Origin of the sequence: Ralstonia pickettii, from assembly GCF_001699815.1 — a bacterium.
Lineage (GTDB): Bacteria > Pseudomonadota > Gammaproteobacteria > Burkholderiales > Burkholderiaceae > Ralstonia > Ralstonia thomasii.
The window spans coordinates 35,962-50,117 of record NZ_MCGB01000069.1 but is presented as its reverse complement, the minus strand read 5'-3'; the positions used below and the strand labels follow the sequence as shown (position 1 = coordinate 50,117).

At 62.0% G+C, this 14,156-nt stretch carries 18 protein-coding genes; 16 read left to right on the top strand and 2 right to left on the bottom strand.

The genetic code is table 11. From position 1 onward, the window contains the following. Positions 1-7 precede the first annotated feature (7 nt). The 14 genes from rplR to dsbD all read left to right on the top strand — a co-directional run bounded on the left by rplR (position 8) and on the right by dsbD (position 9,074). Entirely contained in the window at positions 8-364 is a 357-nt protein-coding gene (gene rplR, locus BEK68_RS13675; RefSeq protein ID WP_004634492.1) for a 50S ribosomal protein L18, read from the top strand. Between the two features lie 21 nt (positions 365-385). Beyond that, entirely contained in the window at positions 386-904 is a 519-nt protein-coding gene (gene rpsE / locus BEK68_RS13670) for a 30S ribosomal protein S5 (protein ID WP_004634493.1), read from the top strand. A gap of 22 nt (positions 905-926) precedes the next feature. After that, positions 927-1,109, top strand: a complete 183-nt coding sequence (gene rpmD / locus BEK68_RS13665) for a 50S ribosomal protein L30 (RefSeq protein ID WP_003264137.1) — start codon at positions 927-929, stop codon at positions 1,107-1,109. Between the two features lie 18 nt (positions 1,110-1,127). Beyond that, complete coding sequence (gene rplO / locus BEK68_RS13660) at positions 1,128-1,559, top strand: 50S ribosomal protein L15 (protein ID WP_004634495.1); 432 nt, start codon at positions 1,128-1,130, stop codon at positions 1,557-1,559. 57 nt (positions 1,560-1,616) lie between these two features. Next, positions 1,617-2,939 (top strand): preprotein translocase subunit SecY, encoded by a 1,323-nt coding sequence (secY, locus tag BEK68_RS13655; protein WP_012436582.1) that lies wholly within the window; start codon positions 1,617-1,619, stop codon positions 2,937-2,939. Between the two features lie 26 nt (positions 2,940-2,965). Continuing rightward, on the top strand, positions 2,966-3,184 hold the full coding sequence (infA, locus tag BEK68_RS13650) for a translation initiation factor IF-1 (protein WP_003264140.1): 219 nt from the start codon (positions 2,966-2,968) through the stop codon (positions 3,182-3,184). Between the two features lie 30 nt (positions 3,185-3,214). Further along, complete coding sequence (rpmJ, locus tag BEK68_RS13645; protein ID WP_003264141.1) at positions 3,215-3,331, top strand: 50S ribosomal protein L36; 117 nt, start codon at positions 3,215-3,217, stop codon at positions 3,329-3,331. Positions 3,332-3,352: 21 nt separating this feature from the next. Beyond that, positions 3,353-3,718 (top strand): 30S ribosomal protein S13, encoded by a 366-nt coding sequence (gene rpsM, locus BEK68_RS13640; RefSeq protein ID WP_004634501.1) that lies wholly within the window; start codon positions 3,353-3,355, stop codon positions 3,716-3,718. 24 nt (positions 3,719-3,742) lie between these two features. Further along, positions 3,743-4,144, top strand: a complete 402-nt coding sequence (gene rpsK / locus BEK68_RS13635) for a 30S ribosomal protein S11 (RefSeq protein ID WP_003264143.1) — start codon at positions 3,743-3,745, stop codon at positions 4,142-4,144. Between the two features lie 203 nt (positions 4,145-4,347). Continuing rightward, a complete protein-coding gene (gene rpsD / locus BEK68_RS13630) occupies positions 4,348-4,971 on the top strand; it encodes a 30S ribosomal protein S4 (RefSeq protein WP_004634505.1) in 624 nt (207 codons plus the stop codon). A 239-nt stretch (positions 4,972-5,210) separates the two neighbouring features. Next, positions 5,211-6,191 carry a DNA-directed RNA polymerase subunit alpha gene (locus BEK68_RS13625; RefSeq protein WP_004634508.1) on the top strand — a complete coding sequence of 327 codons (981 nt, stop codon included), beginning with the start codon at positions 5,211-5,213 and terminating at the stop codon, positions 6,189-6,191. 154 nt (positions 6,192-6,345) lie between these two features. Beyond that, the gene (gene rplQ, locus BEK68_RS13620; protein WP_004634511.1) at positions 6,346-6,744 is read left to right on the top strand and encodes a 50S ribosomal protein L17; all 399 of its coding nucleotides are present in this window, start codon (positions 6,346-6,348) and stop codon (positions 6,742-6,744) included. A 155-nt stretch (positions 6,745-6,899) separates the two neighbouring features. Next, complete coding sequence (cutA, locus tag BEK68_RS13615; RefSeq protein WP_004634513.1) at positions 6,900-7,238, top strand: divalent-cation tolerance protein CutA; 339 nt, start codon at positions 6,900-6,902, stop codon at positions 7,236-7,238. A gap of 18 nt (positions 7,239-7,256) precedes the next feature. Beyond that, positions 7,257-9,074, top strand: coding sequence for a protein-disulfide reductase DsbD (dsbD, locus tag BEK68_RS13610; protein WP_012436581.1), 1,818 nt, complete (start codon positions 7,257-7,259; stop codon positions 9,072-9,074). On the opposite strand, the gene hemB is transcribed toward dsbD, so the two are convergent. Together hemB and yihA are read right to left on the bottom strand one after the other, a co-directional pair. Then, the gene (gene hemB / locus BEK68_RS13605) at positions 9,075-10,070 is read right to left on the bottom strand and encodes a porphobilinogen synthase (RefSeq protein WP_012436580.1); all 996 of its coding nucleotides are present in this window, start codon (positions 10,068-10,070) and stop codon (positions 9,075-9,077) included. A gap of 150 nt (positions 10,071-10,220) precedes the next feature. Continuing rightward, on the bottom strand, positions 10,221-10,922 hold the full coding sequence (gene yihA / locus BEK68_RS13600; RefSeq protein ID WP_012436579.1) for a ribosome biogenesis GTP-binding protein YihA/YsxC: 702 nt from the start codon (positions 10,920-10,922) through the stop codon (positions 10,221-10,223). A 256-nt stretch (positions 10,923-11,178) separates the two neighbouring features. On the opposite strand from yihA, the gene BEK68_RS13595 reads away from it, so the two are divergent. Further along, positions 11,179-11,838 carry a c-type cytochrome gene (locus BEK68_RS13595; RefSeq protein WP_012436578.1) on the top strand — a complete coding sequence of 220 codons (660 nt, stop codon included), beginning with the start codon at positions 11,179-11,181 and terminating at the stop codon, positions 11,836-11,838. A gap of 112 nt (positions 11,839-11,950) precedes the next feature. Continuing rightward, entirely contained in the window at positions 11,951-14,155 is a 2,205-nt protein-coding gene (locus BEK68_RS13590; protein WP_012436577.1) for a cytochrome c biogenesis protein ResB, read from the top strand. Position 14,156: the final 1 nt, after the last annotated feature.

The window sequence follows — 14,156 nt, the reverse complement described above, 5'->3', positions numbered from 1 at the left end:
GCACATCATGAACAAAAATGACTCGCGTCTGCGCCGTGCACGTCAGACCCGCCTGAAAATTGCGGAACTGAGCGTCGCCCGTCTGGCTGTGCACCGTACGAACCTGCACATTTATGCGCAGGTCTTCTCGGAAGACGGCACCAAGGTCCTGGCTTCGGCCTCGACGGCGGAAGCCGAAGTCCGCAAGGAACTGAACGGCAACGGTGGCAACACCGCTGCTGCCACCCTGGTGGGTAAGCGTATCGCTGAGAAGGCGAAGGCTGCCGGCATCGAAGCCGTGGCGTTCGATCGCTCGGGTTTCCGTTATCACGGTCGCGTAAAGGCTCTGGCTGACGCGGCACGCGAAGCTGGCCTGAAGTTCTAAGCCGGCATAGAGGATATCGTCATGGCAAAAATTCAACCTAAGGTCCAAGGGGACGAACGCGACGACGGTCTTCGCGAGAAGATGATCGCGGTCAACCGTGTGACCAAGGTGGTCAAGGGCGGCCGGATTCTCGGTTTCGCTGCTCTGACTGTGGTCGGCGACGGCGACGGCCGTATCGGCATGGGCAAGGGTAAGGCTAAGGAAGTCCCCGTAGCCGTGCAGAAGGCAATGGACGAGGCTCGTCGCAAGATGGTCAAGGTCCCGCTGAAGAACGGTACGCTGCAGCACGAAGTGGTTGGCAAGCATGGCGCCGCAAAGGTGCAGATGATGCCCGCGAAGGACGGTACCGGCGTGATCGCCGGCGGCCCGATGCGCGCTATCTTCGAAGTGATGGGCGTGACGAACATCGTGACCAAGTCGCACGGTTCGACCAATCCTTACAACATGGTGCGCGCAACGCTGGATGGCCTGCGCAAGATGAGCACCCCGGCCGAAGTTGCCGCCAAGCGTGGCAAGTCGGTCGAAGAGATCCTCGGCTAAGCCGAAGGGATAGGTGAACGATATGTCGCAGAAAACCGTGAAAGTCCAACTCGTGCGCAGCCTGATCGGTACGCGCGAAGACCACCGCGCCACGGTGCGCGGCCTGGGCCTGCGCCGCATGAACTCGGTGTCCGAATTGCAGGACACGCCCGCAGTGCGCGGCATGATCAACAAGGTGTCCTACCTGGTCAAGGTCATCGGCTAAGGCAAGACGGAGAAGAACATGCAACTGAATAACCTGAAGCCGGCAGCCGGCTCCAAGCACGCCAAGCGCCGCGTTGGTCGCGGCATTGGCTCGGGCCTGGGCAAGACGGCTGGTCGTGGTCACAAGGGGCAGAAGTCGCGTTCGGGTGGTTTCCACAAGGTCGGCTTTGAAGGCGGCCAGATGCCCCTGCATCGTCGTCTGCCCAAGCGTGGGTTCACCTCGCTGACCAAGGAATTCACCGCTGAAGTGCGTCTGGGCGACTTGGCGGGGCTGCCGATCGAAGAAGTCGATCTGCTGTCCCTCAAGCAAGCCGGGCTCGTTGGCGAGATGGTCAAGAGCGCCAAGGTGATCCTGTCGGGTGAGATCGACAAGAAGGTAACTCTGAAGGGTATCGGCGCGACGGCTGGGGCGAAAGCTGCAATCGAAGCAGCCGGTGGCTCGCTGGCCTAATAGCCTGCTGTTTCACACTGACGGAGCATCCGTTTGGCCACGGCGAAACCTAATGTGATGGCCCAGGCCAAGAACACGGCCAAGTACGGCGATCTTCGCCGTCGGCTGGTGTTCCTGGTGCTGGCATTGCTGGTGTACCGGATCGGCGCGCACATTCCTGTGCCGGGTATCGATCCGGATCAACTGGCGCAGCTTTTCCAACGGCAGTCGGGTGGCATCCTCGGGATGTTTAACCTGTTCTCCGGCGGCGCGCTGTCGCGTTTCACAGTGTTTGCGTTGGGGATCATGCCGTACATCTCGGCGTCGATCATCATGCAGCTGCTGACGATCGTGCTGCCGCAGCTGGAATCGTTGAAGAAGGAAGGCCAGGCCGGCCAGCGCAAGATTACGCAGTACACGCGCTACGGCACGGTCATCCTGGCGACGTTCCAGGCGCTAGGGATTGCAGTAGCCCTGGAAGCGCAGCCCGGTCTGGTGCTGGATCCGGGTCTGATGTTCCGGGCCACCGCGGTGATCACGCTGGTGACGGGCACGATGTTCCTGATGTGGCTGGGTGAGCAGATCACCGAGCGTGGTCTGGGCAACGGGATCTCGATCATCATTTTTGGCGGGATTGCTGCAGGCCTTCCCAACGCGATTGGCGGGCTGTTCGAGCTGGTGCGTACGGGTTCGATGGGAATTTTCTCGGCGATCCTGGTGGTGGCGATTATTGGTGCGGTGACGTTTGTGGTCGTGTTCATCGAACGCGGCCAGCGCAAGATCCTCGTCAATTACGCCAAGCGGCAGGTTGGTAACAAGATTTATGGCGGACAGTCGTCGCATCTGCCGCTGAAGTTGAATATGGCCGGGGTGATTCCGCCGATCTTTGCATCGTCGATCATTCTGTTCCCGGCCACGATCGCGGGCTGGTTTACAGCTGGCAACTCGACGAATCCGGTGGCACGGGTTGTCAAGGACTTGGCAGCAACGCTGTCGCCGGGTCAGCCGGTCTACATCCTGCTGTATGCGGCGGCGATCATCTTCTTCTGTTTCTTCTACACCGCACTGGTTTATAACAGCCGGGAAGTGGCAGATAACCTGAAGAAGAGTGGGGCGTTCATTCCGGGCATCCGTCCGGGCGAGCAAACCACGCGGTATATCGACAAGATTCTGGTGCGTCTGACCCTGGCGGGTGCGATCTACATCACGCTGGTGTGTCTGTTGCCGGAGTTCTTGGTGCTGCGCTGGAATGTGCCGTTCTACTTCGGTGGGACGTCCCTGTTGATCATCGTGGTTGTCACGATGGACTTCATGGCGCAAGTGCAGTCCTACGTGATGTCTCAGCAGTACGAGTCTTTGATGAAGAAGGCGAATTTCAAGGGAAACCTGACACTCCGCTAGGAGTGATCGCACGAACCTGAAAGGACATGGCTAAAGATGACGTGATCCAGATGCAAGGCGAGGTGCTGGAAAACCTCCCCAACGCAACGTTTCGCGTCAAGCTAGAGAACGGCCACGTAGTGTTAGGCCATATTTCCGGCAAGATGCGTATGCATTACATCCGCATCTTGCCCGGGGACAAGGTGACGGTCGAATTGACCCCGTATGATCTGTCCCGCGCGCGCATCGTATTCCGGGCGAAGTGAGCGGACTGGAATTGAAGGAAGAGGAAAATCATGAAAGTGCTGGCTTCTGTTAAGCGCATTTGCCGCAACTGCAAAATCATCAAGCGCAAGGGCGTGGTGCGTGTGATCTGCTCGTCGGACCCGCGTCATAAGCAGCGCCAAGGCTAATTTCGCAAAGAGGATTGACGAATGGCACGTATCGCAGGGGTCAACATCCCCAACCACAAACATACCGTGATTGGCCTGACGGCGATCTACGGTATTGGCCGCTCGCGCGCTCAGAAGATTTGCGAGGCTACTGGCATCCCGACCGACAAGAAGGTCAAGGACCTGACGGATCCGGACCAGGACGCGCTGCGTAAGGAAATCGAGAAGTTCCTCGTCGAAGGCGATCTGCGCCGTGAAACGACGATGAACATCAAGCGCCTGATGGATTTGGGCTGCTACCGTGGCGTGCGCCATCGCAAGGGCCTGCCGATGCGTGGTCAGCGTACCCGCACCAATGCCCGTACCCGTAAGGGTCCGCGTAAGGCCGGCGTCGCGCTCAAGAAGTAATCCGTCGGGTAAAGGATAGGAACTATGGCAAAAGCAGCGAATACCGCCGCCCAGCGCGCGCGCAAGAAGGTTCGCAAGAACGTCGCCGACGGCATCGCGCACGTTCACGCGTCGTTCAACAACACAATCATCACGATCACCGACCGTCAGGGCAATGCTCTGTCGTGGGCGACGTCGGGTGGCCAAGGCTTCAAGGGCTCGCGTAAGTCGACGCCGTTCGCGGCCCAGGTGGCCGCTGAGAGCGCTGGCCGCGTGGCGCAGGACCAAGGCATCAAGAACCTGGAAGTGCGCATCAAGGGCCCGGGCCCGGGTCGTGAATCGGCCGTACGCGCACTGAACAACCTGGGTATCAAGATCCAGTTGATCGAAGACGTGACGCCGGTGCCCCACAACGGCTGCCGTCCGCCGAAGCGTCGTCGTATCTAAGTGATTCGGCCGCCCTCGCCAGTTGCTGGCGGGGGCGGTCTGCGGGTGCTATACTTGCCCGCCTGCCTGTCTTCCGGGTTTTCCGGAAGGCGGGTTTCGTCTTTTCATAAGCCCACTGTTCGCTGCGGTCCTGTTGTTAGGGCTGAGCAGGCGGACCATCCGAGGCCGTGTGCCACGGATGACTGATAACGAAGGAACGCAACGTGGCACGCTATACCGGCCCCAAGGCGAAACTGTCTCGCCGCGAAGGTACTGACCTTTTCCTCAAGAGCGCACGCCGCTCGCTCGCCGACAAATGCAAGCTGGACAGCAAGCCTGGTCAGCACGGCCGCACTTCCGGCGCCCGAACGTCCGACTACGGCAACCAGCTGCGTGAAAAGCAGAAGGTCAAGCGCATCTACGGTGTGCTGGAGCGTCAATTCCGCCGCTACTTCGCTGAAGCCGATCGCCGTAAGGGCAACACGGGTGAAACCTTGCTGCAACTGCTGGAATCGCGCCTGGACAACGTCGTCTATCGTATGGGCTTCGGCTCGACCCGCGCGGAAGCGCGTCAGCTGGTGTCGCACAAGGCGATCCTGGTGAATGGTCAAGCGCTGAACGTGCCGTCGGCTCAGGTCAAGTCGGGCGACGTCATTGCCATCCGCGAAAAGTCGAAGAAGCAAGTGCGTATTGCCGAGTCGCTGACGCTGGCTGAGCAGTCCGGCTTCCCGATCTGGGTTGCCGTGGATGCCAAGAAGATGGAAGGCACCTTCAAGCAAGCCCCGGATCGCGCAGATATCGCCGGCGACATCAACGAAAGCCTGATCGTCGAACTGTATTCGCGTTAATGACGACGCCCGTACCGCAGGTGCGGGCTCGTGTGCCTTTTTGGGGACGCTCATCGTCAACGACATTGTGTTCGTGCGCCAGCAGCACTTCGGTGTCGATCCAATCCGAATTGTTACGTGCCGCAAATCGATTGCGGCACGTGCGTCTTCCGTCGCAACGTTCGCGATGGAACCTTTCCAGTCCAATCCGTCAGCCTTATCGGTGTAACGAGCCGAGGGTATTGAAATAGGACAACCTAATGCAAACAGCACTCCTGAAGCCCAAAATTATTGCGGTTGAGCCGCTTGGCGATCATCACGCGAAGGTCGTCATGGAACCGTTCGAGCGCGGCTACGGCCACACGCTCGGTAACGCGCTGCGCCGCGTGCTGCTGTCGTCGATGGTCGGCTATGCCCCGACCGAAGTCACGATCGCTGGGGTCGTCCACGAATATTCCACCATCGATGGCGTGCAGGAAGACGTTGTCAACCTGCTGCTGAACCTGAAGGGTGTGGTGTTCAAGCTGCACAACCGTGATGAAGTGACGGTGTCGCTGCGCAAGGAAGGCGAAGGTGTGGTCACCGCCGCTGATATCGAGCTTCCGCACGACGTCGAGATCATCAATCCGGGCCACGTGATCGCCAACCTGTCGGCTGGTGGCAAGCTGGATCTGCAGTTGAAGGTCGAGCAAGGCCGCGGCTATGTGCCGGGCAATGTGCGCAAGTTCGGCGATGAGTCCAGCAAGGTCATCGGCCGCATCGTGCTGGACGCCTCGTTCGCACCGGTGCGCCGTGTGTCGTACGCGGTTGAGTCTGCGCGTGTGGAGCAGCGTACCGATCTCGACAAGCTGGTGATGAACATCGAGACCAACGGCGTGATCTCGCCGGAAGAAGCGATCCGCCAGTCGGCTCGCATCCTGGTTGATCAGCTGTCGGTGTTCGCTGCCCTGGAAGGTACCGAAAGCGCCGCTGAGGCCGCCGCCGCCCGCGCGCCGCAGATCGATCCGATCCTGCTGCGCCCGGTCGACGACTTGGAACTGACGGTGCGTTCGGCCAACTGCCTGAAGGCTGAAAACATCTATTACATCGGCGACCTCATCCAGCGCACCGAGAACGAACTGCTCAAGACCCCGAACCTGGGGCGCAAGTCGCTCAACGAGATCAAGGAAGTCCTCGCATCGCGTGGCCTGACGCTCGGCATGAAGCTCGAGAACTGGCCGCCGGCAGGTCTCGAGAAGTAAGTTGCAATTGTCGGCCGGTGCGCGAGCATCGGCCGGTTTTCCCGCCATCGCCGTTTGGGTGGCTTATTGGTAAGACTACCGGCCCGCGCCACGCAGCGTTATACGAGCGGCGGCGATAGAAGAGCTGGTCAAACACTCTTAAGAAGGAATCATCATGCGTCACCGTCATGGTTTGCGGAAACTGAACCGCACTTCGTCGCACCGTCTCGCGATGCTGCGCAACATGTCCAACTCGCTGCTGCAGCACGAGCTGATCAAGACCACCGTGCCGAAGGCCAAGGAACTGCGCAAGGTTGTCGAGCCTCTGATCACGCTGGCCAAGAAGGACACCGTCGCCAACCGCCGTCTGGCATTCGCCCGTCTGCGCGACCGCGACATGGTTACCAAGCTGTTCAACGAACTGGGTCCGCGTTTCGCGACCCGTCCGGGCGGCTACACCCGCATCCTGAAGTTCGGCTTCCGCCAGGGCGACAATGCGCCGATGGCGCTGGTGGAGCTGCTCGACCGTCCGGAAGTTGCCGAGGCTGTGGAAGTCGACGGCGCTGCCGAGTAAGGTCAGCTCAGGTTTGCCGGTGCGACATGGCGTCGCGCTGGCCAAGCCCCAGAATGCGTGCAGCCGCGCGCATTACAATGAAGCCAGGATCGTACCCTGGCTTTTTTGTTGCCTGCTTCGGTGGTCTGCCATCGGCGTGCGCTTCTGGAGTATCTATGTCTGCAGGAACCGAAGTGCTGCTGGTGCTGACCAATCTACCCGACGCCGATAGCGCGGATCGCGTGACGACGGCCGTGCTGGAATCTCGCGCAGCGGCGTGCGTCAATCGCTTGCCGGCTTGCGCGTCGACGTATTGGTGGAACGGCGCGATCGAGCACGCCACCGAGATCCCGCTGCTGATCAAGACCACGGGCGCAGCCTACCCTGCGTTGGAAGTCGCGCTACGGAAGGCGCACCCGTACGAGGTTCCCGAGATCATCGCTGTGCCGGTGGCTGCGGGGTTGCCGGCGTATCTTGCGTGGGTGGCCGACGAAACGCGCATGTCTTCCAATTGATGTTTGTTTGGCGTTGATATGACCTTCTCTTCGTTCGTGTCCGTGCGGCGTGTGATGCAGTTGGCGATGCTGCTGGTCGCGGTGGCGACGCTGTGCATGCCTGCACATGCTGCTGACGATTTCCTGCCACCCGAGCAGGCGTTCCGCTTCTCCGCCACGCAGGTCGACGGCCAGACCGTCGAAGTCAAGTTCGCGATTGCTGATGGCTACTACATGTACCGTGAGCGCTTCGCGGTGGCGGCGGATCCGGCAGCTGTCGCACTCGCACTCCTCGACATGCCGGCAGGCAAGGTCAAATTCGACGAGACGTTCAACAAGGATGTCGAAACCTATCGCCATGAAATCGCATTCCATGTGAAGGCGCGGAACGCGACGGCGCCATTCACGCTGATCGTCACGTCGCAGGGGTGCGCGGATCAAGGCCTGTGTTATCCGCCGATGAAGAGCCGGTTCCATGTGGAACCCGCAGCGGCTTCCCCGGCGGCGCCTTCCGCCGGCGGTGGCGACGCACTCGGCCGCATCGCCAGCACGCTGGGTAGCGGCAACCTTGGCGCGATTGCGGCGTTGTTCTTTGGGCTCGGTCTGTTGCTTACCTTCACGCCGTGTGTGCTCCCGATGCTGCCGATCCTGTCGGCGATCGTGGTCGGCGAGCACGCGACGCGTTCGCGCGCAGCGATCGTGTCGGTGGCCTACGTGCTCGGGATGGCCTTCGTCTATACCGCCGTAGGGGTGGCAGCCGGCTTAGCCGGGCAGGGCCTGCAAGCCGCGCTGCAGAACGCCTGGGTGCTGGGCGCGTTTGCCGTATTGATGGTAGCGCTGTCGCTGTCGATGTTCGGGCTGTATGAACTGCAGTTGCCGGCAGCTTGGCGCGATCACCTGACAAAAGCCTCCAGCAAGCATGGCGGCGGCGAGATTGTTGGCGCGGTCGTGATGGGCGCGCTTTCGGCGTTGATAGTGTCGCCGTGTGTGACGCCGGCGTTGGCGGGCGCGCTGGCCTATATCGCGCAGACCGGCAACGCCGCGATCGGCGGTATGGCGTTGTTTGCGATGTCGATCGGCATGGGGGTACCGCTCGTGCTCGTGGGTGTAGGCGCGGGCAACCTGCTGCCGCGCGCGGGCCATTGGTTGATCGTCACCAAGGCGGTGTTCGGTTTCATCCTGCTGGCTGTGGCGCTGTGGATCGTGCAGCCGGTGTTGCCGGCGTGGGCAGTGATGATTGCGTGGGGTGGCTTGCTGATCGGTGCGGCCGTGTTTCTGCGGACATTCGATTCGTTGCCCGACGGCGCCGGCAACGTGCAGCGCTTGGGCAAGGTCGCGGGTGTGGTGCTCGCGCTGGCTGGCGCAGCGCAACTGGTCGGAGTCGCCGCCGGCGGTCGCGATCCGCTACAGCCGCTGTCCGGACTGATTCGCGCATCGGCGGGCGCATCCGCGCAAGCTGAGGCACACGGGGTGACATTCAAGCGGGTGAAGAGCATCGCTGAACTCGATGCCGAAGTGCGCAACGCGAGCGCGTCGGGCCGTGCGGTGATGCTCGATTTCTACGCCGACTGGTGTGTGAGCTGCAAGGAAATGGAGCGCCTGACCTTTACCGATACGCGGGTGCGCAAGGCGCTTGCCGATGTGGTGCTGCTGCAGGCTGACGTGACTGCCAACAGTGCGGATGACCAAGTACTGCTCAAGCGCTTCGGCTTGTTCGGCCCGCCCGGCACGATCTTCTTCGATGCGCAGGGTCGCGAACTGAAAGCTCGTGTGGTCGGCTATGAGCGCGCCGACACGTTTCTGGAAAGCCTGCGTCGCACGATCGGCACGACGCAGGCAGCCAAGCCGACGGCCTGACTACGCGCGCAGCAGGCGGGCGGCGTCCAATGCGAAGTACGTCAGGATGCCGTTCGCGCCGGCGCGCTTGAACGCCAGCAGCGACTCCAGCACGACCTTGTCGTGATCCAGCCAGCCGTTCTGCGCAGCGGCTTTCAGCATCGCGTATTCACCACTGACCTGATAGACGTAGGTCGGGAAGCGGAACTCATCCTTCACGCGTCGCACGATGTCGAGATACGGCATGCCGGGCTTGACCATCACCATGTCGGCGCCTTCGGCGATGTCGAGTGCCACTTCGCGCAGAGCCTCGTCCGAGTTGGCCGGGTCCATCTGGTAAGTCATCTTGTTGCTCTTGCCCAGGTTGGCGGCCGAGCCCACTGCATCACGGAACGGGCCGTAGAACGCCGAAGCGTACTTGGCCGCGTAAGCCATGATGCGGGTGTAGGTGTGGTCGTCGTTCTCCAGCGCCAAGCGGATCGCGCCGATGCGGCCGTCCATCATGTCCGACGGCGCAACGATGTCCACGCCAGCCTCGGCCTGCACCAGTGCCTGGCGCATCAGGATGTCGACCGTCTCTTCGTTGAGCACGTAGCCGTTGGCGTCGAGCACGCCGTCCTGGCCATGACTCGTGTACGGATCGAGCGCCACATCGGTCAGGATGCCCAGTTCAGGGAAGCGCGCCTTGAGGGCCTTCACCGCACGCGGGATCAGGCCATCGGCATGGGTGGCCTCGATACCATCCGGCGTTTTGAGCGACGGCTCGATCACGGGGAAGAGCGCCAGCACCGGTACGCCCAGCTGCACGCACTGCTCGGCCACGCTCAGCAGCACGTCGACCGACACCCGCTCCACACCTGGCATCGACGGCACGGCCTGTCGCACGTTGGTGCCTTCGAGGATGAAGACCGGGTAGATCAGGTCGTCGGCGGTGAGGCGCGACTCGCGCATCATGCGGCGGGAGAAATCGTCGCGGCGCATGCGGCGCGGACGATGATCGGGGAAGCTTGCGATCATTTCAGCAGACCCTAAGAACACACTGTGAAGTTTGGAAACCTTTGACACGATTATCCATCTTATGCACGGACAATGCGCCAGCGACGCTGATGCGGCGTCCCCCGCGGCTCCTCCCTGACGCGGGTTCCCATCGATGGCTCGATGGGGTCGTTACCCCCGTTGCGCGTTTGGCGACGGGGTTTTTTTTGCCGGCTCGGCTTGCGGCTCCGCTTCCAGCGCCTCGGGCAGGCACAGCCAACCTGCGACAATTCGCTGCGCCTCTTCGATGCCGCGACGTTTCAGGCTGGAGAACAACTGCACCGTCAGCGATACATCGCCGTCGATCTGCGCGCGGTAGTCGGCCAGCACCTTGCGTGCCGCCATGAGCGCGCGCGAGGCGTCGTTGTTGGTCAGCTTGTCCGCCTTCGTGAGCAGCACGTGGATCGGCTTGCCCGTCGGCAGGAACCACTCGACCATCTGACAATCGAGGTCGGTGAATGGACGACGCGCATCCATCATGATGACCAGGCCGGCGAGTTGCTGGCGCGCCTTGACGTAGTCGCCCAGCAGATGGACCCAGTGCGACTTGGTCTCGCCAGGCGCTTCGGCATAGCCGTAACCGGGCAGGTCGACCAAGAAGCCGAGCGGGTCTTCCGCCTTGGCGGGCATCACCGAGAAATAGTTGATGTGCTGCGTCCGGCCGGGCGTCTTACTGGAGAAAGCCAGCCGCTTCTGATTGCACAGGATGTTGATCGCAGTGGACTTGCCTGCGTTGGAGCGGCCCGCAAACGCGACTTCCGGCACGGCGGTCGCCGGTAAATCACGCAGATGATTGACGGTGATGAAGAAACGGGCTTGATGCAGGAGCGACATGCGCGGCAGTACCTGTAAACTGCAGTTCAGAACTGCGTGGTTGCTGCGCCGCGAGGTCGCATTGCAGAGGTGTTATTGTACAATACGCCGGTTTACGGACGTCCCCACCAGATCCGTCGCAGGACCGCCCCGAGGCCCGGGCCGGTCCGTTTTCATGCGCTGGTCTGGCTCGAGGAGAAGGGGATGCCCGGCGCCGCAGGGTCCCGCGTTGGGCGGCGCACGCAGCATTCGAAAACAATCTAAACAAGGTGTGCGAATGAACCGCATAGCGAACGTTTTTGCTGTCGCAGCGCTGTCCCTGGCATCGGTCTTCTCCATGGCCCATGCCGAAGAGCAAAAAGTCGCCAAGGCCGACGCCGCGCGCGGCGAAACGATCTTCAACAACGGTGTGCCGGCCAATGGCGTGCCCGCGTGTACCAGTTGTCACGGCGCAGGCGGCAACAGCGCCATGAACGTCAACCCGAAGCTGGCCGGCCAGCACGCCGAATACGTCGAAAAGCAGCTGAAGGATTTCAAGGCAAAGACTGATCGCAACAACCCGGTCATGTCGCTGTACGCCAGTGCGCTGTCGGATCAGGACATGAAGGACATCGGCGCCTACCTGGGCAAGCAGCCGGCTTGGAAGCCGGGTTCGGCCAAGAGCAAGGACACGATCGAACTGGGCCAGAAGCTGTATCGTGGCGGGGACGCCAAGCGCGGTATCGCAGCGTGCGCGGGCTGTCACGGCCCGACGGGTGCTGGCATCCCGGCGCAGTATCCGCGTATCGCGGGTCAGTTCTCTGAATACACTGAAGCTCAACTGGTTGCCTTCCAGAGCGGCACCCGCAAGAACAGCGTACAGATGCACGACCTGGCCGGTCGCATGACGGCCCAGCAGATCAAGGCGGTGGCCGACTACATTGCCGGCCTGCGCTAATCTGCCGCACCCGGCTGTCATGTGACAGTCGCACAATCAACAAGAAGAACAGGGTGGCAATGCGCCTGGCATCGCCACCCTGTTTTCGTTTTTGAACAGGTTTTTTCCCCGCATGTCTTCGGTCTCCACTTCCGGCGTCCAGATCCGCTCCCGTCGTCGCGCGTTGCGCGAAACGGTCGAGTTGCTGTCGTCGATGCGCTTTGCGATCAGCCTGCTGACGGTGATCGCCATTGCCAGCGTGATCGGCACGGTGCTCAAGCAGAACGATCCGTATCCGAACTACGTCAACCAATTCGGGCCGTTCTGGGCCGACGTATTCCGATCGCTGACGCTGCCGACCGTCTATAGCGCGTGGTGGTTTCTGCTGATCCTGGCGTTCCTGGTGGTGTCGACCTCGCTGTGCATCGTGCGCAATGCGCCCAAGATGCTGGCCGACATGCGCGCCTGGCGCGAGAACGTGCGCGAAGGCAGTCTGCGCGCGTTCCATCACCGGGACGAATTTGATTCCCGCGCCGATACCGCCACCGTGACGGCACGCTTGGCCGCGCTTGCGCAGAACCGAGGTTTCCGCATCAAGGCGTTCGCGCGCGAGGGTGGAGCGACGCTCATCGCGGCAAAGGCGGGAGCGGGCAACAAGATCGGCTACATCCTGGCGCACACGGCCATCGTCGTGATCTGCATCGGCGGCTTGCTGGATGGCGACATGATGATCCGCGCGCAGATGTGGTTTGGTGGCAAGTCGCCCATCAAGGGCAACGCGGTCATCAGCGACATCGGCCCGGAGCATCGGCTGTCGACATCGAACCCGGGGTTCCGCGGCAACGCCTTCGTGCCGGAAGGTTCGACGGTCAGCACGGCGATCCTGAACATTGCCGATGGCGCGCTGATCCAGGACCTGCCGTTCATGATCACGCTCAAGAAGTTCACCGTCGAGCATTACTCGACCGGCATGCCCAAGCTGTTCGCCAGCGACATCGTCGTGACTGACCGCCGCACCGGCAAGCAGACCGCTGCGCGCGTGGAGGTGAACAAGCCGTTCGTGTATGACGGCGTGGCGATCTACCAGTCGAGCTTTGAAGATGGCGGCTCGAAGCTCAAGCTGACCGGCTACCCGATGCACGGTGACAACGCCAAGACGTTCGACATGTCGGGCGTCGTGGGCGAAAGCTCGAAGCTCACCGGCAAGAGCGGCGACTACACGGTCGAGTTCTCCGACTTCCGCCTGATGAATGTCGAAACGGTGACGGACGCCTCGGGCAAGCAGGACGCACGCGGTGTCGGCAAGAGGGGCGGTGCGGAAAATGGTCTGCGCGCGGAGCTTGGCAACGTCACCAAGATGACGCGCGACCGCGATCTGCGCAACGTCGGCCCCTCCGTGCAGTACAAGCTGCGCGACGCCAACGGCCAGGCACACGAGTTCAGCAACTACATGCTGCCCGTCACGCTGGACGGGCAATCGGTGTTCCTGGCCGGCATGCGCTCGCAGCCGGACGAGCCGTTCCGCTATCTGCGCATTCCCGCCGATGCGCAAGGCACCGTCGCCGACTGGATGCGCCTGCGCGCCGCGCTGCAGAATCCAGCGATGCGCGGCGAGGCAGCGCGCCGGTTTGCGCTGCTCTCCATGCCCGGCGAGCAGCGCGCGGAACTGCGCAACCAGTTGATGGAAAGCGCTCGTCGCGCGCTCGACCTCTTTGCCGGCGCTGCCGATGTCAAGGACGGTACCGCCGGTGCACAGGGCGGCTTTGCCGCAGTCGCCACGTTCTTGCAGAAATCGGTGCCTGAGGGTGAGCGTGAGAAGGCGGCCGATGTGCTGATGAAAATCATCAACAGCTCCATGTGGGAACTGTGGCAACTGGCCCGCGCACAGGATGGCCTGCCTGCACCCACGGTGGATGCGGCCAGCAGCCAGTGGTTGCAGAGCGCCATCAACGCGCTGTCGGACAACGTCTTCTACGGCGCACCCGTATATCTGCAGCTGACCGACTTCCAGCAGGTGCAGGCCAGCGTGTTCCAGCTCACACGTGCGCCGGGCAAAAACATCGTGTATCTTGGGTCGCTGCTGCTGGTGCTGGGCGTGTTTTCGATGTTCTACGTGCGAGAGCGCCGCTGGTGGCTGTGGATCCGACCGCAATCCGGTCCGGCCAACGAAAGCGCCTCCGGCGCACATGTGCTGACCGCCATGTCGACCATGCGCCGCACGCTTGACTTCGACCGCGAGTTCGAGCGCCTCAAGCACGATATCCGCGCCGCGGCAGGTGCCCAAGCCGCCCCCGATGCCGCCAGTGCAGCGAGCGTCGACCCCAAACCAACGAAGTGAG